This is a genomic window from Halarchaeum sp. P4 (assembly GCF_051195175.1).
In the GTDB taxonomy this organism is placed as follows: Archaea; Halobacteriota; Halobacteria; order Halobacteriales; family Halobacteriaceae; genus Halarchaeum.
In genome coordinates, this window is the sequence record NZ_JBNTKC010000005.1 from 33,344 (window position 1) to 53,378 (window position 20,035).

The 20,035-nt window shown below is 63.1% G+C and carries 18 protein-coding genes and 1 pseudogene; 10 read left to right on the plus strand and 9 right to left on the minus strand.

Annotated features, from left to right (window positions below; translation table 11 throughout):
- Positions 1-49 precede the first annotated feature (49 nt).
- The 3 genes and pseudogenes from ACQUS8_RS14485 to ACQUS8_RS14495 form a co-directional block, all read right to left on the minus strand.
- Positions 50-784 (minus strand): ZIP family metal transporter, encoded by a 735-nt coding sequence (locus ACQUS8_RS14485; protein ID WP_435102363.1) that lies wholly within the window; start codon positions 782-784, stop codon positions 50-52.
- 80 nt (positions 785-864) lie between these two features.
- A pseudogene (locus ACQUS8_RS14490) lies at positions 865-957 on the minus strand (IS6 family transposase); the annotation flags it as partial.
- Between the two features lie 29 nt (positions 958-986).
- Entirely contained in the window at positions 987-1,967 is a 981-nt protein-coding gene (locus tag ACQUS8_RS14495; protein WP_435102365.1) for an EamA family transporter, read from the minus strand.
- A gap of 206 nt (positions 1,968-2,173) precedes the next feature.
- Here ACQUS8_RS14495 and ACQUS8_RS14500 point away from each other — a divergent pair, with 206 nt between their 5' ends.
- Positions 2,174-3,115 (plus strand): FAD-binding oxidoreductase, encoded by a 942-nt coding sequence (locus tag ACQUS8_RS14500; RefSeq protein ID WP_435102367.1) that lies wholly within the window; start codon positions 2,174-2,176, stop codon positions 3,113-3,115.
- 205 nt (positions 3,116-3,320) lie between these two features.
- Here the strand turns inward: ACQUS8_RS14500 and ACQUS8_RS14505 are convergent, their stop codons facing one another.
- Positions 3,321-3,824 carry an HVO_2922 family protein gene (locus tag ACQUS8_RS14505; protein ID WP_435102369.1) on the minus strand — a complete coding sequence of 168 codons (504 nt, stop codon included), beginning with the start codon at positions 3,822-3,824 and terminating at the stop codon, positions 3,321-3,323.
- Positions 3,825-4,076: 252 nt separating this feature from the next.
- Here ACQUS8_RS14505 and ACQUS8_RS14510 point away from each other — a divergent pair, with 252 nt between their 5' ends.
- Both ACQUS8_RS14510 and ACQUS8_RS14515 read left to right on the plus strand, forming a co-directional pair.
- The gene (locus tag ACQUS8_RS14510) at positions 4,077-4,697 is read left to right on the plus strand and encodes a TetR/AcrR family transcriptional regulator (RefSeq protein WP_435102371.1); all 621 of its coding nucleotides are present in this window, start codon (positions 4,077-4,079) and stop codon (positions 4,695-4,697) included.
- Positions 4,698-4,808: 111 nt separating this feature from the next.
- The gene (locus ACQUS8_RS14515; RefSeq protein ID WP_435102373.1) at positions 4,809-6,020 is read left to right on the plus strand and encodes a cytochrome P450; all 1,212 of its coding nucleotides are present in this window, start codon (positions 4,809-4,811) and stop codon (positions 6,018-6,020) included.
- 125 nt (positions 6,021-6,145) lie between these two features.
- On the opposite strand, the gene ACQUS8_RS14520 is transcribed toward ACQUS8_RS14515, so the two are convergent.
- Both ACQUS8_RS14520 and ACQUS8_RS14525 read right to left on the minus strand, forming a co-directional pair.
- Positions 6,146-6,499 carry a hypothetical protein gene (locus tag ACQUS8_RS14520; RefSeq protein WP_435102376.1) on the minus strand — a complete coding sequence of 118 codons (354 nt, stop codon included), beginning with the start codon at positions 6,497-6,499 and terminating at the stop codon, positions 6,146-6,148.
- Between the two features lie 60 nt (positions 6,500-6,559).
- Positions 6,560-7,129 (minus strand): DUF7344 domain-containing protein, encoded by a 570-nt coding sequence (locus ACQUS8_RS14525; protein WP_435102378.1) that lies wholly within the window; start codon positions 7,127-7,129, stop codon positions 6,560-6,562.
- Positions 7,130-7,434: 305 nt separating this feature from the next.
- On the opposite strand from ACQUS8_RS14525, the gene ACQUS8_RS14530 reads away from it, so the two are divergent.
- From ACQUS8_RS14530 to ACQUS8_RS14555, 6 genes are all read left to right on the plus strand, one after another.
- Positions 7,435-8,031 carry a TasA family protein gene (locus ACQUS8_RS14530; protein ID WP_435102380.1) on the plus strand — a complete coding sequence of 199 codons (597 nt, stop codon included), beginning with the start codon at positions 7,435-7,437 and terminating at the stop codon, positions 8,029-8,031.
- The gene (locus tag ACQUS8_RS14535; RefSeq protein WP_435102382.1) at positions 8,032-9,246 is read left to right on the plus strand and encodes a TasA family protein; all 1,215 of its coding nucleotides are present in this window, start codon (positions 8,032-8,034) and stop codon (positions 9,244-9,246) included.
- 12 nt (positions 9,247-9,258) lie between these two features.
- On the plus strand, positions 9,259-9,972 hold the full coding sequence (locus ACQUS8_RS14540) for a TasA family protein (protein WP_435102383.1): 714 nt from the start codon (positions 9,259-9,261) through the stop codon (positions 9,970-9,972).
- 100 nt (positions 9,973-10,072) lie between these two features.
- Complete coding sequence (locus ACQUS8_RS14545; RefSeq protein WP_435102385.1) at positions 10,073-11,284, plus strand: hypothetical protein; 1,212 nt, start codon at positions 10,073-10,075, stop codon at positions 11,282-11,284.
- 42 nt (positions 11,285-11,326) lie between these two features.
- Positions 11,327-12,187: a hypothetical protein gene (locus ACQUS8_RS14550; protein ID WP_435102387.1), complete on the plus strand. Its 861-nt coding sequence runs from the start codon at positions 11,327-11,329 to the stop codon at positions 12,185-12,187.
- Positions 12,188-12,189: 2 nt separating this feature from the next.
- Positions 12,190-12,729, plus strand: coding sequence for a signal peptidase I (locus tag ACQUS8_RS14555; protein WP_435102389.1), 540 nt, complete (start codon positions 12,190-12,192; stop codon positions 12,727-12,729).
- A 701-nt stretch (positions 12,730-13,430) separates the two neighbouring features.
- On the opposite strand, the gene ACQUS8_RS14560 is transcribed toward ACQUS8_RS14555, so the two are convergent.
- On the minus strand, positions 13,431-16,931 hold the full coding sequence (locus ACQUS8_RS14560) for a hypothetical protein (protein WP_435102391.1): 3,501 nt from the start codon (positions 16,929-16,931) through the stop codon (positions 13,431-13,433).
- Positions 16,932-18,120: 1,189 nt separating this feature from the next.
- Here ACQUS8_RS14560 and ACQUS8_RS14565 point away from each other — a divergent pair.
- Positions 18,121-18,954, plus strand: a complete 834-nt coding sequence (locus ACQUS8_RS14565; RefSeq protein ID WP_435102393.1) for an SOSS complex subunit B family protein — start codon at positions 18,121-18,123, stop codon at positions 18,952-18,954.
- Positions 18,955-19,067: 113 nt separating this feature from the next.
- Here the strand turns inward: ACQUS8_RS14565 and ACQUS8_RS14570 are convergent, their stop codons facing one another.
- Both ACQUS8_RS14570 and ACQUS8_RS14575 read right to left on the minus strand, forming a co-directional pair.
- Positions 19,068-19,529 carry a type II toxin-antitoxin system VapC family toxin gene (locus ACQUS8_RS14570; protein WP_435102395.1) on the minus strand — a complete coding sequence of 154 codons (462 nt, stop codon included), beginning with the start codon at positions 19,527-19,529 and terminating at the stop codon, positions 19,068-19,070.
- Entirely contained in the window at positions 19,530-19,799 is a 270-nt protein-coding gene (locus ACQUS8_RS14575) for an AbrB/MazE/SpoVT family DNA-binding domain-containing protein (RefSeq protein ID WP_435102397.1), read from the minus strand. It abuts the gene before it with no gap.
- Positions 19,800-20,035 lie beyond the last annotated feature (236 nt).

The window sequence follows — 20,035 nt, forward strand, 5'->3', positions numbered from 1 at the left end:
GAAACCCACCCCTTTAGCGGTGGATTCCTGACCTGAAATCGACGATGTGCTACGCAAGAGTGTACACCATATCGAAGATGAATATCAGAAGGAATCCGGCGAAAAACAGCGTCGTACTGGTCGGTGTTTCGGGAACCTTTGCTGCCTTAACCAGCAGTTCTTCCGTGACCAGATAGATCAGATTGGCAGCACCGAACGCGATGACGATGGCGATAGGGGCACCGCTTAGTCCGCCGAACACCAGTGTCCCCGCAGTGACACCGAAAAGCATCAAGCCCCCGAAGAGGAGCGGCACGCTGAGTTTTCGCACTGTCGAGAGTGATTTCGGGAGCATCGTAACCGCGGTCGCGGCGATGAACAGTGTCTCGAAGGCGAGTGCCAGAGAGATGATAACCCCTGTCTTGGGGGCGTTCAGGAATGCGACTCCAATGAGAATCCCGTCGATGAGTGTATTCAGGCTGACAGCGATTATGAAACTCGTTGCGCCAGCGAACCCTCCGCCGACGCCTGCATTCTCGATGCGACGACTGAGCTGGTGGACAGCAAGCATTGTTGCGACACCGAGTCCGAACCCGACGACGACGAACACTGGCGCTTGCGCGTGGACGTCCGGAAGGAGATTCGCCGCCACAGCGGCAAAAATAATACCCGCAGAGAGGTGTTGGAGATTGCTTTCGGTGACAGGTCCGGGTCGGTAGTAGATTGCTACGACACCGCCGATGAGTGCCGCGATGACTGCCAGCATCGCATAGGAAAGCGATTGAACCAACTGTGGGGAAATCACGGCAACTGATTGTGTGTGGATAGATAATATATCATCGATTCTTGAGATATTGGGTATTATTGACATTGGTGGTGCTTACGTTTCTCGGTGAGTCGATGCAGAAACGCAGTTGCCGGATCGGTGTCATGCGACCCGAACAACGCGACATCGAGAATCAGCATGGAGTCGAGGTTGGTTCTGCTGGATACCGGCTGTTTGTACTCTACCCGCTCAGAATGAGCACGACACCAGCGACGAGCACTAGCACCGACACCACCAGCCGACTTGTCACTTTCTCCTCACTCTGTATGAAAACAGCCGAACCCAGGAGGACGAACAGGGGGCTTGCCCCGAGTATCGGTGCGATTACTGAGACTGGAGCTCGGGCCAGCGCAGCTAAATATGCGACGAGATATATCGTATTGGCGACGCTCGCGAGGAGAATCCAGCGGGTCGGTCTCACTAGCTGGTGCTTCCCGGACCGTATCCGATACCAGAGAAGATACAAGCCAAAACCAGCGGCTGCAGCGAGGACGCGAACAGTCACGCCGACAAGTGCCGGAGTGCCCTCAGCGAGCCCCTGCTTCACGAAAACGGGGTCGATTCCTAACAACAGTGCTGCTGCTAACGGGAAACTAATGTCAACGACGAGATTTCGTCCAGTGGGCGTCGCGGGACTGGCACGAGCGTCCCACGAGACTGCGACAGCCCCGCCAACCAAGAGAACCACACCAACAAGGATCGGGACTGTTAGCTCTTCACCTAATACCAGCACGGCCGTAACGAGGGCCACAAGGGGGAAAGTCGACTTCAACGGTTCCGCTCGGCTCGCACCAAGCCGAGCGATTCCGACAAAGAGGGCGAACCGAGCCAAGAAAGATCCAAGGACTCCTGCAACAGCGAACGCAGCGATCGAGACACGGGTGAGTCCGAAGTCCGGGTAATATCGTATCAAGGTCACCGGCACCAAAACCAGTGCGTTGACGACAAACATGATGGTAATTACGCCGGTGACTGGCTGATCCTTCGTACTCATCCGGACCGTAAGGCTCTGCACTGCGAGAGCTACTGCTGCGAATACGGCCAACCCAACTCCGACCAGTTCGACCGACATTAGGTCAAATATTCTCCTCGAGGTCGGTTCTCTCTTTGCTGGCACGGTCGAATTGAACATCTCCTCGACAGGGGTGAGGCCATCTAGCATTTGATTTGGTCGATGACGGTTTAGTAGTGTCCTGTTCGGCTGTAGACATCGACTTCGAGAGCAGCTTTGACTCGATGCGGACATCATCGTCCAAGCAAACTCAACTGTGGCCGCCAAATTCTATTCGAGAATACAAGTCACAACACGATCACGCCCACTCTCTTCCGTTAATTTCGAAGACAGCAACGGTTACCGAAGTAGAACCAATGGACCATCCCCGAACGGATGAGATCCGGAGGAAGCTACGCCAGGTAGCCAAGAAACACGAGTTCGCCGACGTGGTTGATCTCCGAGATCGGCTCGACTGGGATTCGATATTCGAGGCGGCGACACGGAGAAACCGGATGCTCGCGCCACAGATCGGGTCTCTTCGAGAGCGATACGAACGGACGCATCCGGCGTTGGTCCGAATCGCCTTCGAAACCGACGAGCCGATCGGACACGCCGCTGGCCAATATCTCTCGATTCGGTACGGGAAGCGGACACGCGCGTACTCGGTTGCGAGCTCACCGAATCGGGACGACACGGAGCTCTGCATCCGTCGTGTTCCGGATGGACGGCTCTCGACACGACTCTGCGAAGAGCTTTCCGTCGGCGATCAACTAACGGTTCGGGGGCCCAACGGCCATCTCCTCCTCGAAGACGTCTCGAAGCGGGATATGGCGTTTTTAGCCACCGGAACTGGCGTTGCGCCGATGAAGAGCATGATCGACTACATCTTCGAGCAAGGACGTGACGAATACCGTGGTGAGAAACGCGACGTATGGCTCTTTCTCGGTGCAGCCTGGAAGGACGACCTCCCATACCACGCTGCGTTCAGCGAGTTAGCGGCGAAACACGAGAACTTCCATTACGTCCCGTGTCTGTCCCGAGAACCATGGCTCACCGAGTGGAACGGCGAAACCGAGTACATCCAGGACGCATTACTCAAGTACGTCGATGAACGTGCGCTCGAAGATGCCGCATTCGGCCGCCACATGGCTACCATGCTTGCAAACTCGCCGGCCACCACGGTCGATGCGCGTATCGATCCGCACGAGCTAGAAGTCTACGCCTGTGGGATCAATGCGATGGTGTACAGCCTTGAAACAGCAGTCCAGCGTCTCGGCGTCCCTGAACAGCAGATCCACTGTGAAGGATATGGGTGACATCCTCGCTAGACTGGAAGAGTAGTGAAACACGACTAGAATACCGGCTTGCTTGTCTCACCCGCAGAAAGCTTTGTCTGCCCGTGGTCGTATGACGTCACAAATGAGTGCTTTGCCTCTCTGTTGCCGGCTTCATCCCACCCCTGAGGGAGCGGGCTTTCGCCTCGCTACTCTATAACACCGACCGTGAATTTCACCATGGCCGCTACTCGGAGTCTTCGATAATCTCTGCTTCTGGCGCATTCTGCATGACGCTCCGGAGGCCCTTCTGCGCGTTATGTTTTCGCGTATAGCCTTCGCCGCTCGTAGCGATGATGTTTCCATTACGGTGTCGGAGCCGCCAGCGCCATTCGTCGCCTCGGTCGCGGAAGAGTTCAAACCGAGCAAGCATCTGCGATGCGTCGGCCGCTCCGACTGGCACAGATGTGTCGCCGTTCTCGTCGGACAGATTTTCAGTGTCGATTACGGCGGGTTCGTCACCCTCTGTGTGAGGCCATTCCAATTCGAGTTCCAGGCTCACTTCATCGTCCTCAGTTTCAAGTTCGATTTCAAGCGTGATTTCGTCGGGGGTTTCGACGACGACAGCGTCAGCGCCATCCCCTAAACGAATGGAACCAGAGAGAATTCCATCCGCTACCCCGCTTAGGATTGCTGCTATGTCATCACGGGTAGTGGTTAGTTCGGACTCGTAGTCGTGTTCTCGGGACACTACACCACCTACGGTGGCCTCTATGGTAAAGCCTCGCAACCCTAAGTCTTCCTCAGAAGAGGAATCTGGCTACAACTCCGTGAGATTTGCTGGCTTAACTAGACAGTGCCTCTATCCTATGTGTCTCCTATCAAATAGTGCAATTGTTGTGCGGATGGAATCAGCGACAGTCCTCCTGAAGAATCAGGAACCAGACCCACCGTCCATAGTTGAAGCAGCCTTTTAGTCAGCCGCTCCATCGTTGTCGAACGAATGGATCGTACTGCGGGAACTGAGCAGCGAATTCGGGAGGCAGCGTTCCGGGCACTCGCGACGCACGGATATGCGGACCTCTCGATTTCGGATATCGGTGATGAACTGGGACAGAACCCATCGTTGATCTACCATTACTTCGAGAGCAAGGACGACCTGTTGCTTTCGATGCTTGATGTCTTCGTCGGGCTTTTCACCGGGGCAGAGGCCGACGAGCCGATTACTGATGCGGAAGCGGAGCTTCGGCGTGTTACGACCCAGCTCGTCCACCCGGATTCGGAACAGGTTGCGGAGGTACTGGAATCACCACCGGACGACATCGAGACGGCGCTGTCTCGGGTGTTCGTCGAGCTATGGGCGCACGCAATCTGGGACGACGACTTCCGCCAGGAGACGACGGCGGTCGAAGAACGAGTCTGCGAGACGCTCGCTCGAATCATCCGAGTCGGGATCGAGCGAGGGGAGTTCCGTTCTGTCGACCCCGAGCTTGAGGCCGACCACGTGTTCTTCCTGTTGAAGCAGGCGATTCACACGCGTGCGACGACGAACCGGGACGCCGTGAGCGAGCGTGTAGAGACGATCGTCGATGACGTCATCGACGATCTACTTCGCGAGACCTGATGCCTTCTGTACTGCGCTCAACACGGTGAGAGCGCCTTTCTCGTTGCTTCTGTCGTGAAACTCGTGGCCCTGACCACAAGACCTACAACTGATTAATTGGTCAATTAACTCGTGCAGTCATCTGACTCGGTCGTCGGCATCGGACAGCCCCCCGAAGCACTCCAGAGCGACGAGCGCCAACTCGACCCGTTCGAGTGGTACGCGGAGATGCGACGCGACGCCCCCGTCCACTACGACGAGCAGCGGCAGACGTGGGACGTCTTCCGCTACGACGACGTCGAGCGCGTCCTCCGCGACCACGACACGTTCACCGCGAACCGGTCGCTCGAAGAGGACGCCGCCAGCGATTCCGACGGCGGGTCCGTCCTGCAGACGATGATCAGCTCGGACCCGCCGGATCACGGTCGGCTGCGAGGCTTCGTCACCGAGCGCTTCCAGCCGGGCGCCCTCCGCGACTATCGGCCGCGACTCGAGGAACTCACGGACCAGTTGCTCGACGACATCGAGACTGACGGCGAGTTCGACTTCGTCGAGGAGTTCGCCGTCCCCCTCCCCGTGACGGTCATCGCCGAGCTTCTGGGAATTCCTACCGAGCGTCGCGACCAGTTCAAGGAGTGGTCGGACGCACTCGTCGCACGCCCCACCGAGAACACGCCAGCGGCCATCGAACGGGTGGAACGCGAACGCCAGACCGCACAGGAGGAGATGGGGCGCTACTTCGCCACACTGCTCGCCGACCGCCAGGACGGTGACGGCGACGACCTCATCACGCTCGCCGCGACGGCGGACGAACTCGACCGACAGGAGAAGGTCGGCTTCTGCATCCTCCTCCTCCTCGCGGGGAACATCACGACGACGAACCTCCTCACGAACGCCATCTGGACCTTCGAGGAACAGGGCATTACGGACGCCGTCCGGACGGGTGACGTCGATCGTACGGACGCCATCCAGGAAGTGCTCCGGTATCGCTCCCCCATCCAATCACTGAAGCGAATCGCCACCACAGACACCGAACTGAACGGCCGGCAGATCGCGGCCGGCGACGTCGTGACACTCTGGCTCGGCTCCGCGAACCGCGACCCCGACGTCTTCGACGACCCCGAGGCGTTCCGCCCCGAGCGCAGCCCGAACCCACACATCGCGTTCGGGACGGGAATCCACTACTGTCTGGGCGCGCCGCTCGCACGTCTCGAGGCGGACATCGCGATCGAGCGACTCCTCTCGCGCTTCGACCGACTCGACGCCGACCTCTCCGACCTGCAGCCGCTCACCAGCCTCTACGGCCTCCGAGACCTCCCGTGTCGTGTCTCACCGACACAGTAGCCCGCGCGTGACCGCCGCCGCGCCGTGAACGACGAGACTACCAACGTATCACACCCTCGGTCCGCGGTATTCGGTGGGTTATGGCTCGTCGGTTCTGCACGGACGGGACTTGTTTCTAGTCGGGGTCACCCGAGGAGCAGGCGGAGGTTGTAGACGGTGAAGAAGGTGCCGACGAGTGTGAGGACGACGGGCGGGAGGTAGTAGGTGAAGCGGTCGTTCCACGTCCGTGCTGCACGGAGACTGATCGCGAGACAGCCTGCGAACGCGAGGAGTTTCCACGCGATAAGTCCTGAGACGCCGAAGGTTTCGATGGCGGCCGCCATCAGTGGATTTCCTTCGGCGACGTGGGGTACGTACCACGTGAGGGTGAGTGTCGTGAGAACGTCGCCGACGCCGTACGCGCTCGTCGCGAAAATCCAGAGCCAGTAGAACTCATCGACGTCCGCGAACTCGCGGGGAAAGGCGGTGAGCGCGCGCATACTTCCTCGTCGTCAACACACTGTAAGAAGATATGGACGCGTGAGGAGAATTGGCCGCTCTTACTCGTGTGGGTCGGCGACGTCGCGGGGTGGGCCGTCGTGGCCGAGACGGCGAACCCGGTCGTAGTAGACGTCGACAGCCGCTGCGAGGGCGAATGCAGTGACGATGATGGCTGCCCATACCCCCATCGGGAGGGCGTCGAAGGGGACGATATTGAGGTGGACGACCGTGAGGAGGGCGGCACTGATCGCGCTCAAGCCGAGGTAGAATTCGCTGCGTTTGATCTCGTGTTCTGGGACGACGTCGAGGTAGAGCTCGACGTCCTCGAGGTTGCCTGGTTCGACGACGCCGCGGTTTTTGTCGAAGTTGACGATGTCGGCGTCGTCGAGTTTCGGAAGGTGGGTTTGTCGGAGTGCGGTGTAGACGCGCTTGCGTTGTTTGTGCGTCACTGCGTCTCGACTGACGTCGTTCTCCCACGCGGAGAGCTGTTCGGAGAGTTCGCGGAGTTCGACTGGGCGTTCCTCACGCCGCAGGTAGTGGAGGGTGTGTCGTCGTCGTTGGTTACTGAGCAGGTCGAAGATCTCGCCACGAGGCACCGTCGTCGTCTGTTGTGTTGTCGATAGTGGCACGCTGTGTCCCCCTCGGACGGGCAGAAGATTGCAATATACCAACATAATAGTGTTGGATAGGTTGACAGTCACGATCGCAGAAACAAATCCGGCGGGTGAGATTAGGGTCCGCATACCGGCTGTAGGCTTCGATTACCGGCTCTTCTGGGGTGGCCTAGAGAGACAATAGGAGGGGGTTGCGACCCGACAGGGAACTGCTTGTCGTGACACATGGGTCTCCCTGCCACAGCGGGGGGCGGTGCATACATACGGGGGTATAGTCGTGACGTGGAGTCGACGGCGGGTCACCCCGCCGGAGACCACCAATGGCAGACATCCAACTCACGCGACGCACCGTCCTCGCGGCCGTCGTCGCCGTCGGCCTCGTCGCCGCCGGCGCCGGCGCCGGGACGATGGCGCTGTTCAGCGATCAGGAGACTAGTGACTCGAACACCATTCAGGCGGGCACGCTCAATCTCAACGCGCTCTCCGCAAATCAGGGGAGCGTCTCCCTTGGTCTGAGTGACGTGAAGCCGACTGACAGCGGGACGCAGAACCTGACCCTGACGAACTCCGGCTCGCTCGACGGGACCGTGACAGTCGCACTCAACGAAACGCGGGACTACGAGAATAGTGTCAAGGAGCCCGAGGGGTCTGACACTACTGATACCGGTGAGCTGAGCAAGAACGTCACATACACCATCGGCGTCGACTCGAACGCTGACGGCGCGATCGACGTGGCACTCGCGAACGGGAACCTCTCCTCCATCGATAATCAGGCCCTCGGTACGTTCTCGCTGAACGCGAGCGAGACGAAGTACCTCGTCATCGACTACACGGTCGACGAGGGCGCGACTAACGACATCCAGAGTGACTCCATCGCGTACAACGTCAGCGCGACCATTGAGCAGAAGGGCGCATAAATGAGCGACGATAAAATCAATCTCTCACGGCGGAAAGTCCTCGGCGGGCTCGCGACGCTCGGCGCGGCCGGCGCGGCCTCCGGTGCCGGGACGTTCGCGCTGTTCAGCGACTCCGAGACGAGTAGCAACAACACCATTCAGGCCGGGACGCTCGATCTGACGGAGAGTACGTCGTTCACGGCCCCCGCTGGCGGTCTCGCACCCGGCCAATCGACTAGTGGCTCGGTCACGCTGACGAACGGTGGGTCGGTCAGTGCGGACCACCTCGAGATCGGCATCGCGTCGATTGCTAACGCTGACGGGGATACGACGAGCCCCGACGGCGAAGGGTCCGCGGACAAGTCCGCAAGCGACGTCGCTGACCATCTCTACGTGGACGAACTCGCCTACGGGTCTGGCGCGCTGATGGCCATGTTGCCGACTGTCCAGATTCCGGGTGCGTACACGTACGACTTCGGCGGCGGTTCGGACATCACCTTCGAGACGGTCAGTGCCTCCGACGCTCCGAACTCCGATAGCGCACCAAGCGGCGACATCCTGCACGTCGCCTCCGACGGAGACACTGGGAAATACGCGCATTCGATGGTCGATGTCTCCAGTCAGGAGCTCACCCTCAACGACCTCAACACCGGGACGTTCAAGTACGACTACTTCGCCACGGAGGCGAACACGGTCAAGGCACCTGACGAAGTGAAGATCGTCGTTGAGGACACTGACGGCTCCGTTCACTTCCTCTATCAGCACCGCGGAGACGAGGCAGATATGACGAGCACGGAGTGGAAAACTCGTGACGTCTCCTCGGACCTCAATAAGGGAGGCCGCGCGTCGAACGCGAACTCCTGGGGAGAGGTTGACATGACGACTGGCTCGACATCGTCGCTCGGCGACAGTCCGATTCCGGAGTACGGCGACGCGACCGTCCTGCTCGTTGGTGTCGGTGCCGCAAACACGAACGGAAGCGTGGACGTGCAGGCTGACCTGTATTACGGTAACTTACAGGTCGGGAGCCAGACGCATTCGTTCCCGAGCACGCCTGCAACGGTCTCTAACCTCTCAAACACTGTTGTCGACAGCCTCGCCGCACCCGGTTCGGGGACCGACTTCTCGTTCAGCTTCCGTCTCGATCCCGACGTCGGCAACGATTTCCAGGGCGAAGGTGCTGATATCACCTTCGACTTCGGTCTCGCACAGGAGTCCGGTCAGAACGTCCTCTGAGGTGATTCACCCATGACAGACGAACAGTCGTCTCGTGTTCGCCTCTCGCGCCGGAAACTGCTGGGTGGCCTCGGCGCGATCGGCGCGACCGGCGCCGCCTCCGGAGCGGGGTCGTTCGCGCTGTTCAGCGATAGCGAGGCGAGCACGGGTAACACCGTTCAGGCTGGGAGTATTGACTTGACGCTGAGCGACGGTGGTGGGACGGACCAGAACGGCGTCTCCGGTTCGTTCACGCTCGAGAACGCGAAACCCGGACAGTCGTCCTCAGGAAATATCTCGCTCGAGAACGCGGGGTCGCTCGAAGCCGACCACGTCGAAATCAAGTTCGAGATCGCGGACGCAACCGATGGTGACGGACCGACGGGAAGCGACGAAGCCGACACGGCTCCAGACTCCGCCGCTGGACTGGCAGAGTTGATAAAAGTCCGCTCGCTGGTGTATCCCGACACTGAGGACGGTTTCGACCTCACTGCGGAGATTACTGACGCAAACGAGAACGGCATCACCGATCTCGACGACATCGTCACTCACGGCATTCTCGACGGCATCCAGCCGCCGCCGGCGAACAACGGCGGGTCGAAGGGGCTCTTCGTCGGTTTCGAGTTCGTCGACACCGAGTCCGACGCCTATGAGGGCGCCCTTACAAACAACGACTTCCAGGGCGACTCCATCGACGTAGAGGTTCACTTCGCGCTCGCCCAAGAGTCCGGCCAGACCGTCCTGTAGCACCGCTCGCCAACCACTCTCGACCCACTCGGTGTACGGCGGTTCGACTCCGCCGGTGGGTCCTCCGGATGGACCGACAGACACGCTCACAGCGATATCCGTGACGCGACTCGCACGCTTCATCGAGTGGCTTGACGGCCGGTATCTCGCCCTTCTCGTCGTGTCGGGGGCGGTGGTGCTCGGCGCGGGCGCGGGATTCGTGGTGCCGACGGACACGCAGGACGCCGCGCCAGTGACGACTACGGCGCCGCCGACGCCACCCGTGGAGTCGGGTCCGAACCCGCAGAACGCGTCGGTGTCGGTCTCGATCGCGGCACCGTCGTCAGTGACGAACGCGAACGGTACTGTCGAGACCGTCTCGCTCCCGCTCTCGGGGTCGGCCTCGTGGGCCGGGTCGGTCGAGCGTGCGCGCGTGACGGTCTGGTCGTGGACGCCGCAGAGCGAGTGGCAGCCGGTGGCGAACGCGACGGCGACGCCGACGGGTGGCTCGCTCGACGTGGCGTCTGTCGTGGGGAAGTCCATTCAGGTGGCGAACGCGAGCGAGTTCTCGAACCCGGCGGACGAGACGACGGTCGAGCGGCGGGGCTACGTGGCCGTCTCGGTGCAGGTGTTCGCTGACGGCGAGCGCGTCGGGACGACGGCGCGGACGCGCGCGTACACGCTCTCGGTGACGAACGACGCGGACGGGTCGTCGTCGGCGTCGATGACACCAGTGGGTGTGCACTACGACACTGCGAACTCGACGAGCACGAACGACTCGGGACGGCCGCGACTCGTCATCGTGGGGAACGCGAACAACGTGTCGGGGTTCGGGGCGACTGGTGTCGCGCCCGGGATGAATGGAGAGTCGCGTGTCACACTCGAGAACCGAGGGAATGCGAGCGGCCGGCTTGTCGTCGCGGCGTCGAACTGGACGGACGCGGAGAACGACCGCATCGAGCCCGAGCGAGACGCCGGTGACGCGACGGCGAGCGACGGCGAGCTCTACGAGGGGCTTGCGGTTCGTGTCGCCGTCGTCGAGAATGATGGGGTGACGTATCTCGCCGGGAGTGCATCCGCGTTCGTGGCGGCCGACTCGACGACGGGGTCCGATTTCGAGTTCGAACGGACGCTCGCACCGGGCGAGAACGTGACGCTCGTCACTCAGTGGCGTCTTCCGCGCGACGCCGGGAATGTCGTGCAGAGTGACGCGGCAGGTGTGTCGTTCTCGTACGCGCTGTCCAACACCACGTCTGCGACGGCGAGTGTCCGGCGACCAGTAGCGCCGGTTCTACTCAGTACCCCAGGCAGTGGAACTGACAGAAAGGTATAATACTCGTGTAATGTCTGTGTACTCACACATGAGGGTGGGGCGATGGGGGTGACACGGACGCAGACAGCCGTCGCATTCGCCGTCGTCGCATCGCTCGTCACCGCCGGCGCCGGCGTGAGTACGCACACCCTCCTCCACGACACCGAATCACAGACCGTGAGCGTGCAGGCCGCCGCCGACTTCACACACACCGCGACGAACGTACGCGTCGACCGCGCAAAACGCTCGAACACGAACGTCTGCAACAGCACCGACGGCAAGCGCGACGTCCGCGTGACGTTCCCCACCCTCCCACGGCAGAAATCGGTAGTGAACGTCTCACTCACGACAACTGGCGTGAACGCCGACGCTCGCGGCCGCTGTGAGGACGGATTCGTCGTCTGGTTCAGTGAAGCAACCGTGAAGCAGGCCGCGAACAAGACAGATGACGCGTACGTCTTCTCAGTCACCGGCACGTGGTCAGACGGCCGAGACTTCCTCGCAGCCAACCTCTCGATACCGAGACAGCCGACGCAGCGCACGGCGCCGATCTCCGCGACTACCGACACCACGACGACCACCACGAACGAGACGACCACAGCGAATCAGACAACGACCACGGCAGAGTCGACGACGTCCGCAACGAACGAGACAACCACGACTGAGTCGGCGACGACTACGACCACTACCACAGCCGAACCCACCACGACCGAGCCGACGACGACCACGACGCAGACAACGACCACGGCAGAGCCGACGACGACCACGACGCAGACAACGACCACGGCAGAGTCGACGACGACCACGACAGCGAACGGGACCACCACCACCACGACTGAGTCGACGACACAGACGTCTACGACGACCGCTGAATCAACCACGACTACGACGCAAACAACCAGCACCACCTCCACCGCGACCTGATTATGGCACACCTCTCCGACATCGACCGTCGTACCGCCCTCAACGCACTCGGCATCCTCATCCTCGTCGGCGCCGTCGCGCCCTTCGTCATCACCGCGGCGCCGCAGGTTATCGGCGCCGAGCACAGCTACACCGTCCTCTCCTCAAGCATGTCACCCACGATCGATGCTGGGGACATCATCGTCGTGAACTCCGTCGACCCCCAAACACTCAGCGAGGGCGACGTCATCACGTTCCAGCCACCCGCTGGCCACCAACTCGCCGGCGTTGACCGCGTCACCCACCGCATCGTCGACGTCGTCCACCAAGACGGCAGCCTCTACTTCGAAACCAAAGGCGACGCCAACGAGGAAACAGACAGCGCACTCGTCCCTGCCTCGAACGTCGTCGGCGTCGTCTGGTTCCACATCCCCCTCATCGGCTACGTCACCCAATTCGCGAACACCCCACTCGGCATGGTCGCACTCGTCGTCATCCCGGCATCCCTCCTCGCGATCTCCGAACTCTACAACCTCCTCGTCAAACCCGACACCGAAGAGTGACCTGCTCTCTACGCTGAGGACGTCACGACCGCAGACGCCTCCCACCCCGGCTAGGGGGTACACGGCAGCGGAATGCGTGTCCGCGCTGTCGCTCGCAGCATCGGGGTGGTAGAACGGAGACACGCTCGCCGCCGAGACAACATATAGACGAGCCTACGCCCACACATAGCCTGTCGAGACGTCCGGAAGATCACCCCGTCGTGATGAGCGAGAGCGGGTGGTTGTGGGGGTGGGGTGGTGTCGGCGCGTTCTTTCGCGGATGGGGGTGTCGAGGCGTGCGTGTGGCGAGGACTGGCGGTGTCGACTACGAGACACCTCCAGTATTTGTCTGGTTGCATACGCTGAGCAAACTGAGCGACTGCAGCACCATATGCAGAGTTGGTGGGGGGGAGATGTCCCTGTCGTCCGAGAGCTTTCGGGCCACTCTCGGCGTCGCGGATTCGGCGTCGGTGAGCGGTGTCGAGTGCGTATGCTGGACTTTCGGTGGGGTGGCCGTGCTGAGCGTGCGCGGCGTCGCCACTCCACGCACTGGCACTCGTGTTGTCTATCTGGGGGTGTTCTTCCCGGGGGGTTCTGGTAGGGTATGCGGCCTTGGAGAGTCGGCGAGACGGTTCATCGGCGCCGCTCGACGCTCTGTTCGCGTCTGTGCGGCTCAGGAAGGTTGGCGGCGTCTCGTGGGTGGGGGTCGGCGAGCGTGCTGGTCAGTTGTTGGCGAAGAGGTGTTTTTGGAGGTCGTGTGCGGTGTAGACGTCGGTGAGGCCGGGGGTGTTGTAGCGGTAGCTGCGGGTGGACGTCGTTTGGCCGTAGGTGTGGGGGATGCGCGGTTCGTCGTCGGCGGGGTCGTGGAGGGCGTCGAGGATGCGGGCGGCGGCGGGTTGGGTGACGGCGACCCAGATGGCGTCTGTGGGGTTGAGTGCGGCCATTTTGTCGTAGTCGTCGAGGACGGCGGTGGCGAGGTCGTGGTTGATGCGTTCGGCCTCAACGGTGAGGACGATGTTGTCTTCGTCGTCGAGGCCGGCGATGTCGAGGCGATGCCCGTCAGCGAGTTCGTAGTAGGGTTCGATGCGGGTGACTGGTGAGTCGGGGTTCTGGACGGATGCTTGGTGGAGGTAGTCGCGGGCGAGGTCGACGAGCATGACGTGCTGGGTGGTTTCGCCGAGGTCGCCTTGGCGGTCGCCGTGGACGAGACCCGTGCGATTGTGTTCGCCGATGGCGTCGCGGCCCGCGGGCGTGAGGCTGTAGAGTTGGTGGGGGTAGCGGCCGTGGTCGGTGAGGAGGTCGGCGTCGACGAGGGCGTTGACGTCGTCGGTGTCGATGCCCGTGTATTCGCGGAGGCGGATCATGCTGTCGCGTCGAACGTCGTACTCGAGGGGGTGGAGGCGGCGTGCTTGCGCGTTCCAGACGACTTGGAGGAAGCGGAGTTGGGCGTGGGAGTACTCGCTCTCGGCGAGCTCGGCTGGTGTGAGTTTGAGGTGGCACTCGGTGACGGGGATGTCGTCACGGTCTGTGTCCTCGAGGGAGCCACAGCAGGTGATGGCGTCGCGAACACCTGTAAGCGTCGGGGCGTGCGTGGCGTCGCAGGTGCGACAGCGGACGGCGTGGCGTTCGGTGTCGTACGCGATGCCGGCGGGGAGTCGGCGGGTGTAGGGGAGGAGGCTGTCGAGGCGTGGTGTGGTTTCGGGCTCGCTCGATGCTTGCGCGTCGTCGTCGGAGGGGGCCGCCGGGACGGGGTCGGTCGCGTAGTCGCCGATGAAGCGGCGGCCGACGCGGGCTTCGACCTGGGTGGTGCGGCGGGCGAGCGTCCGCTCGAACGCCGTGCGCTGGCGTGTTGTGAGCGGGTGGTCGCCGTCGGGATGGCCGAGTGGGAGGGGGGTGGAGCGGACGACGAAGGGGTGTGGTTCGGTCTGGTCGAAGTCGGCGGGGAGGCTGCAGAGCCATTCGCCGCGGCGGAGCGCGCGGAGGCGGGTCGCGACGGCCGCGGGGTCCTCGTCGCTGGTGGCGAGGCGGGCGGCGAGGTCGGGGTCGAGGCCGACGTTCCCGACGACGAGCGTGGAGACGTCGTTCAGGAGTTCGCGATAGAGGTCGGGGTCCCTGCTTCGGAGTTGGCCCGGGTATTGGGTGGCGAGCGTGACGGAGACGTCGAACGCGCGGCCCTCGCGGAGGACGCTCGCGAGCGTGGTCGAGCCCGCGATGGACGCGGCTTCCTCGATGTAGAGGTTGACGAGGGGGAGTCGTTCGTTCTCGCCTGTCTCGACGGCGCGGTGTGTGCGGCGCTTCAAGGCGCTCCAGAGGAGGCTGACGAGGACGAGGCTGAGCCCGCGTTTCGTCTGCTCGCGCAGTCCGCCGAGGTCGAAGACGAGTGTTGCCTGTGTGTCGAGGTAGTCGTCGAAGCGGAAGACGGGGTCGTCCTCGTCGGGCGTGTGGGTGAAGAGTTGGTTGAGGCGTGGGCTTGCGCTCAGGTGTTCGATTCGGGTGGCGGCCCCGCCCATGATCTGGTCGAACGTCTGTGGGGTCGTCTCGACGAGTTCGTCGAGGCTCCGCTGGACGGTCGCGTCGACTGTGGGTGGGGGCGTCGTGCTGGCGTGCATCTGCTGGAGGAGGGCGTGGAGGTCGTCGAGGCCGATTACGTCGTCGCCGTGCACGGGGTCGAACGCCGCGCGGAGGCCGTACCGGATGACGGTCGGGGAGCGCACGGCGGCGTCGAAGCGCTCGGCGCCCATGAGTTGGCGGAGGAGGTCCATGACGTGATCGACGCGGTCGGTGACGGCGTCGGCGCGCTCGCGGCCCACCGCGAGGTCCGGGCGAATGTCCAGAATGGAGAGCGCGGGGAGGAGGGTCTGGCAGTCGAAGTAGTGGACGTCGTCGAGGGTGCCGTGCGTCGCGTAGTGGGCGCGGAGGTAGTCGGTGGCCATGCCGTCGCCCTTCGGTTCGATAACGATGTTCGCGCCGCGTGTCGCTCCCGCGTTGGCGAGTGCGGCGGACGTGAGCGCGGTTGTTTTGCCGGCGCCGGACTTGCCGATCCAGACGCAGTGCATGCGCTGGAGGGCGGGTGGGAGGCTCACGGGGTCGACGTCGGGGTGGCCGTCCTCGTCGAGCGGGTGGCCGAGTGTGAGGCCGGGTGTGTGGTAGCGCTCGAGATAGCTGGTGGGTGGCCGGGTGCGTTTGCGCCGCTCGTCCGGTGTGGGGGCGAGGGTGCGCGCGCCGGTGGTGGTGAGGCCGGTGCCGTCGAGCGCGACGAAACTCGCGAGTTCGTGTGCGTCCGCGACGACGTGCGGCCACGTCGTTCGGAAGCCCGGGAGGTGCTCGTGGAGGCGGCGTGTCGGGAAGGAGCGCGCGACGATCTCGTCGAAGACGCGGCGTGCCCGTCTGTCGGTGGTGATGCGGCCCGTGATACGGTGGTGGGTGCCGCTCACCGCGGCCAGTGCGCTCTGGAGTGCCTCCGCGGTCGATTCCGCCCCTGGCCCGAGCGCGACGGCGCGCGCCGCCACCTCGAAGGAGGTGTGCGTATCGCGTGCCCGCAACTCGTCGAGGCGTGTTCGTTCACGTGCGGGCAGCGTGCGCTCTGTCTCGGGGTCGCGTGGCCAGACCGCCTCGAGGACTTGGTCGCGCATCGTGTCCTGCAGCCGCTCGAGGCGTCCCTCGCGCTCCGCGGCGGCGTGCGTCCAGTCGGGCTTCGGCCGGACGAGCACCTGGAAGACCGACGGTGACTCGCGCGTCGCGAGTACGTCGACGACGGTCGCGAGCGGGACGGTCGCGTGCTCGTCCTCGACGAACGCCTCGGCGGGTGTGAGGCGCAACTGCCAGTCGTTCGGGCGGCGTCCCGTCCCGCGATACTCGACGGCCGCGATATCGTCGGTCCCGTCGTCGAGCGTGGTGAGCCAGCGTGGCGCCCGTGTGAGGTGTTCAAGCTCGTAGGACGGGGGGAAGAGCGCGCGCAGCGTCCGCTCGAGTATGGTCGTGTCCACGTCGCCGGTCGCGCCCAGCACGTACGAGCATTCGCCCGCGGCGTCGACGACGATGAGGACCTCGAGGAGCTGTGGGGGTGTGTGCCTGACGCGTTTCGAGGGTGGTGTCAGGAGGTCGTGCAGGCGGCGTACCTGCGTCGCGAACGCCCCGGGGGTGATGCCGTCGCGCGATGGCCGAATCCGAACGTACGTCCGCGCGTCGTCCGCCAGAACGGGAAGGTCGTCTGTCGCGGCCATGCCCACCCTAGCAGGCGCACAGCAAGCATAAGGCTAGCGTCGGATTGCGAGCGTAGACGTTCGGTACAGCAACCACACTAAGTAGTCTACGTCGAAGGCTTCAGGCAGGTGAGTTGGTCATAACCCTTTCAACTCTTGCATGAGATTGACGCTCTATGACCTGGAAGCAGCCGACGATAGAGGCCGTTGATTGTGGCTACTGTGGGGGTACGGGGAGGGAAGGGATCGGTGAGTGCCCGGCATGTAATGGAAGCGGCCGCCACAAGTTCAAACTCCGGCAAGGGGAGCGACTAGAGAGGTGCCGCCCATGCAACGGCAGCGGTGCTTACGGTGTCGGTCTCTGCTCGCAGTGTGGTGGTTCCGGATGGAACGTAATATAAGCAGTCCTCTCTCACAGCTGTTCCAGACTCCGATTCGGAGGAAGACCCGTGCGACCACCCACTCCTCAGTACGGCTGCACCTCGACCGGTGAGGAGTTCGTACGTGTAAGAGGCAAGTGACGACCCCGACGCGAATCCGCGAGACCCTCGGGATCAGCGACAGGACAGAACTCGAGGGCGACAGCGTCCGTGTTCGCCCGAAGAAGCCAGCGATGGAACGGCGTCGCTCTCGAAGCACGTCGTCGATGAAGCAGACACGATGGGGGGGAGCAGAGTGACGACGCGCGGTCCGTCTGGCGTCGTCTCGAACGCCCCTCGACGGCTCGCGCACGCTCGACGGACATCTCGCCCACGGGGCGAGAGGGGTCCGCGAGCGCACACGGGCCTGCCGGCCGCGAGCCGTGCGAGCCCCGTTCACTCCCACCCCGCGTGGTTTGTGTTGTTCTCTGTAGTGGGTGGACGTTTCTCGACGGCGTGGTCCGATGGGGATGGCCGTCGTCGCTCGCGGCCCCGCTCGGCCGGGCGGGGGGCTCGGTCTGTCGACGCGCCAGCATCACGTGCAGTGTCGGTCCTCGCGGACGCGACACTGGCGTGAAGCTGGCCGCACCCACCCGGCCGGGCCGCGCGCGCCACTCAGAAACGTGCCTGCTGGATGTGTCGGTATCTCCGCGCACCGCTCGCGCCCCACGGGGGCGCGAAGGCGCGAGCGGCGCGTACTGTCGAGTCTCTGGATACGGTGTATTCGGAAAAACCGCGATACGGGTCGCGGTCGGCGGCGTCGCAAAAGACGCCTTCAGGTGACGTCCCCAATGAGTAGTAGGAACGTAGTCGGTACTGACGCTGCGCGTGTCACGAGCGAAGAACGAGCGGTCGAGCGATGGGGCGACTTCGAGGTGGTGGACGAGGCGGCGGAACGCGAGCGGAACCTGCGACCCACCGTCTCGATGGAGATCGTGGCGAAGATCGACGTCGAAGACGACCCGTATGCGGGGTTGACGCTCGAGGCGGAGGAGCGGGTGCAGGCGCGTGCGTGGGAGATCGAGCGGACGGCGTCGAGAGCTGACCGACGGCAGGACTCAGACAGGGAGGTGCGAACGCGCGAGTTCGTGGCTGGGCGGACGCCGAGCAAGACGTGGCAGGCGTGGACGGGCGACCCACGGGCGGACATGGAGCGAACGATGTTGGCGGCGGTGAACCAGCAGGCGGCGCGGTTGGCGGGGCGGACGCGTGGCTACTCGCGGGCGGCGATCGCGCGGATGCTCGCCGCGCGCGTGCGGCGTGGGCAGGACCTCGTGGATGCCGTCATCGAACTTGGGGAAGCGCTGCAGTACGGCGCGGGCCAAGTGGTGCCCATCGGGGCGCTCGGGCAGGTCGAGACGGAGGAGGTGAGCGTGGAGGGACGGGTCGAACGCTTGTGGACGCCGAGTCATCCCGCGATCGTGCAGGTCGGACTCCTCGAGGACGCGACGGGCACGGTGAAGCTGACCGTGTGGGAGCGGAGCAATCAGCCGCGTGTCCGTGCGGGCGAGCGTATTCGGGTGCGCGGCGCCGCGCTCGGCGAGTACGAGGGCCGGCCGACCCTCGCCGTGACCGGGTGGAGCGAGTTCGTCTTCCCCGAGCGTGGCAAGTGGTGGGAGCCGTAACCGAACGCTCTTTTTTCGCCTGCCAGCCCCTCCCCAGCCGTCGTCCTCGCTCGTTCTCGACGGCGAGCGGCGTCGAGTCATCGCACGCCGCCGCGCCAACGGAGTGGGAATCGCTACGAACGCGACGCCGAGTACGCGTGGAACTCCTCAAGGATGTCCGCTGGCACGGGGTTCGTGTACTCGACGTCCTCGTCGTCACAGAGCGCGTCGAAGTCGCGGTCGGTCGTGAGGAGGACGTCTGCGTCTGCCGCGCGCGCCAGCGCGACGTAGAAGCAGTCGTAGACGTCGTGATTTTTCGTGGCACTAATCTCGTAGGCGTCGCGAATGACTGCGTCGTCGACGGACACCGCTTCTGTGGGATAGTCGAGGATGGACTGAACGGCTCTCCGAGCCTCGATAGTTGAGAAGCCAAGATCCTCAAGGACCCACTGGACGCGAAGCGGAAGATAGCCGAAGAGAAGGAGTGTGTCCTCGCCGCGAAGGGCCGGGACGAGATGCTCGGCGACGTATGGATGACCGGGGTGGTCATCGACGAGCTGGATCGCGAGCGCGTTTATGTCCGGGAGAATGCGCATCTATCGCCCTCCAAAGGTCGTTTCGCCGGCATCGCGGAACGCGTCGTCCGTCCAGTCCTCACGGTCACGACCCGAGGTCAGGGTGTGGAGGTCCGGAAGTTGTCGAACCAGACGGATGTCGCCGCCCTCTCGAATGACGGTAAACGTCGTTCCACCCTCTAGGTTGAGTGTGTCACGGAGGTCTTTCGGAATCGTGAGTCGGCCCCGGTCGTTGAGTTCCGCTTCTCCGTACGTTTCCTCGCTCTCGTCCGTCCCGGTGTCTGCGCTCATCGAATCACCACACAACAAACTGACTCACTCAATCACCATAAGTCGTGGTGATGGAACGGGTTCGAAACCAGCCGAAGGTGCGACGCTCGTGTACGGTCTCCGTCAGACCGCATGCAGACGGTGACGTATCTAGCGCGACCCACCGGCGTCGGCTTCGTTTCGAGTCACTGCTGCTTCGTACTCTACTGTAAGCCCGACTCGACCCCCGATAGCTAAGACGGAGTCCGTCGAACCAG

Excerpts from the sequence above, each read along its gene's own strand:
- ACQUS8_RS14575 (WP_435102397.1), bottom strand. The coding sequence starts at position 19,799 with ATGAGCGCAGACACCGGGACGGACGAGAGCGAGGAAACGTACGGAGAA.
- ACQUS8_RS14520 (WP_435102376.1), bottom strand. The coding sequence starts at position 6,499 with ATGCGCGCGCTCACCGCCTTTCCCCGCGAGTTCGCGGACGTCGATGAG.
- ACQUS8_RS14570 (WP_435102395.1), bottom strand. The coding sequence starts at position 19,529 with ATGCGCATTCTCCCGGACATAAACGCGCTCGCGATCCAGCTCGTCGAT.
- ACQUS8_RS14535 (WP_435102382.1), top strand. The coding sequence starts at position 8,032 with ATGAGCGACGATAAAATCAATCTCTCACGGCGGAAAGTCCTCGGCGGG.
- ACQUS8_RS14510 (WP_435102371.1), top strand. The coding sequence starts at position 4,077 with ATGGATCGTACTGCGGGAACTGAGCAGCGAATTCGGGAGGCAGCGTTC.
- ACQUS8_RS14565 (WP_435102393.1), top strand. The coding sequence starts at position 18,121 with ATGAGTAGTAGGAACGTAGTCGGTACTGACGCTGCGCGTGTCACGAGC.
- ACQUS8_RS14560 (WP_435102391.1), bottom strand. The coding sequence starts at position 16,931 with ATGGCCGCGACAGACGACCTTCCCGTTCTGGCGGACGACGCGCGGACG.
- ACQUS8_RS14495 (WP_435102365.1), bottom strand. The coding sequence starts at position 1,967 with ATGCTAGATGGCCTCACCCCTGTCGAGGAGATGTTCAATTCGACCGTG.
- ACQUS8_RS14550 (WP_435102387.1), top strand. The coding sequence starts at position 11,327 with ATGGGGGTGACACGGACGCAGACAGCCGTCGCATTCGCCGTCGTCGCA.
- ACQUS8_RS14530 (WP_435102380.1), top strand. The coding sequence starts at position 7,435 with ATGGCAGACATCCAACTCACGCGACGCACCGTCCTCGCGGCCGTCGTC.
- ACQUS8_RS14500 (WP_435102367.1), top strand. The coding sequence starts at position 2,174 with ATGGACCATCCCCGAACGGATGAGATCCGGAGGAAGCTACGCCAGGTA.
- ACQUS8_RS14540 (WP_435102383.1), top strand. The coding sequence starts at position 9,259 with ATGACAGACGAACAGTCGTCTCGTGTTCGCCTCTCGCGCCGGAAACTG.
- ACQUS8_RS14555 (WP_435102389.1), top strand. The coding sequence starts at position 12,190 with ATGGCACACCTCTCCGACATCGACCGTCGTACCGCCCTCAACGCACTC.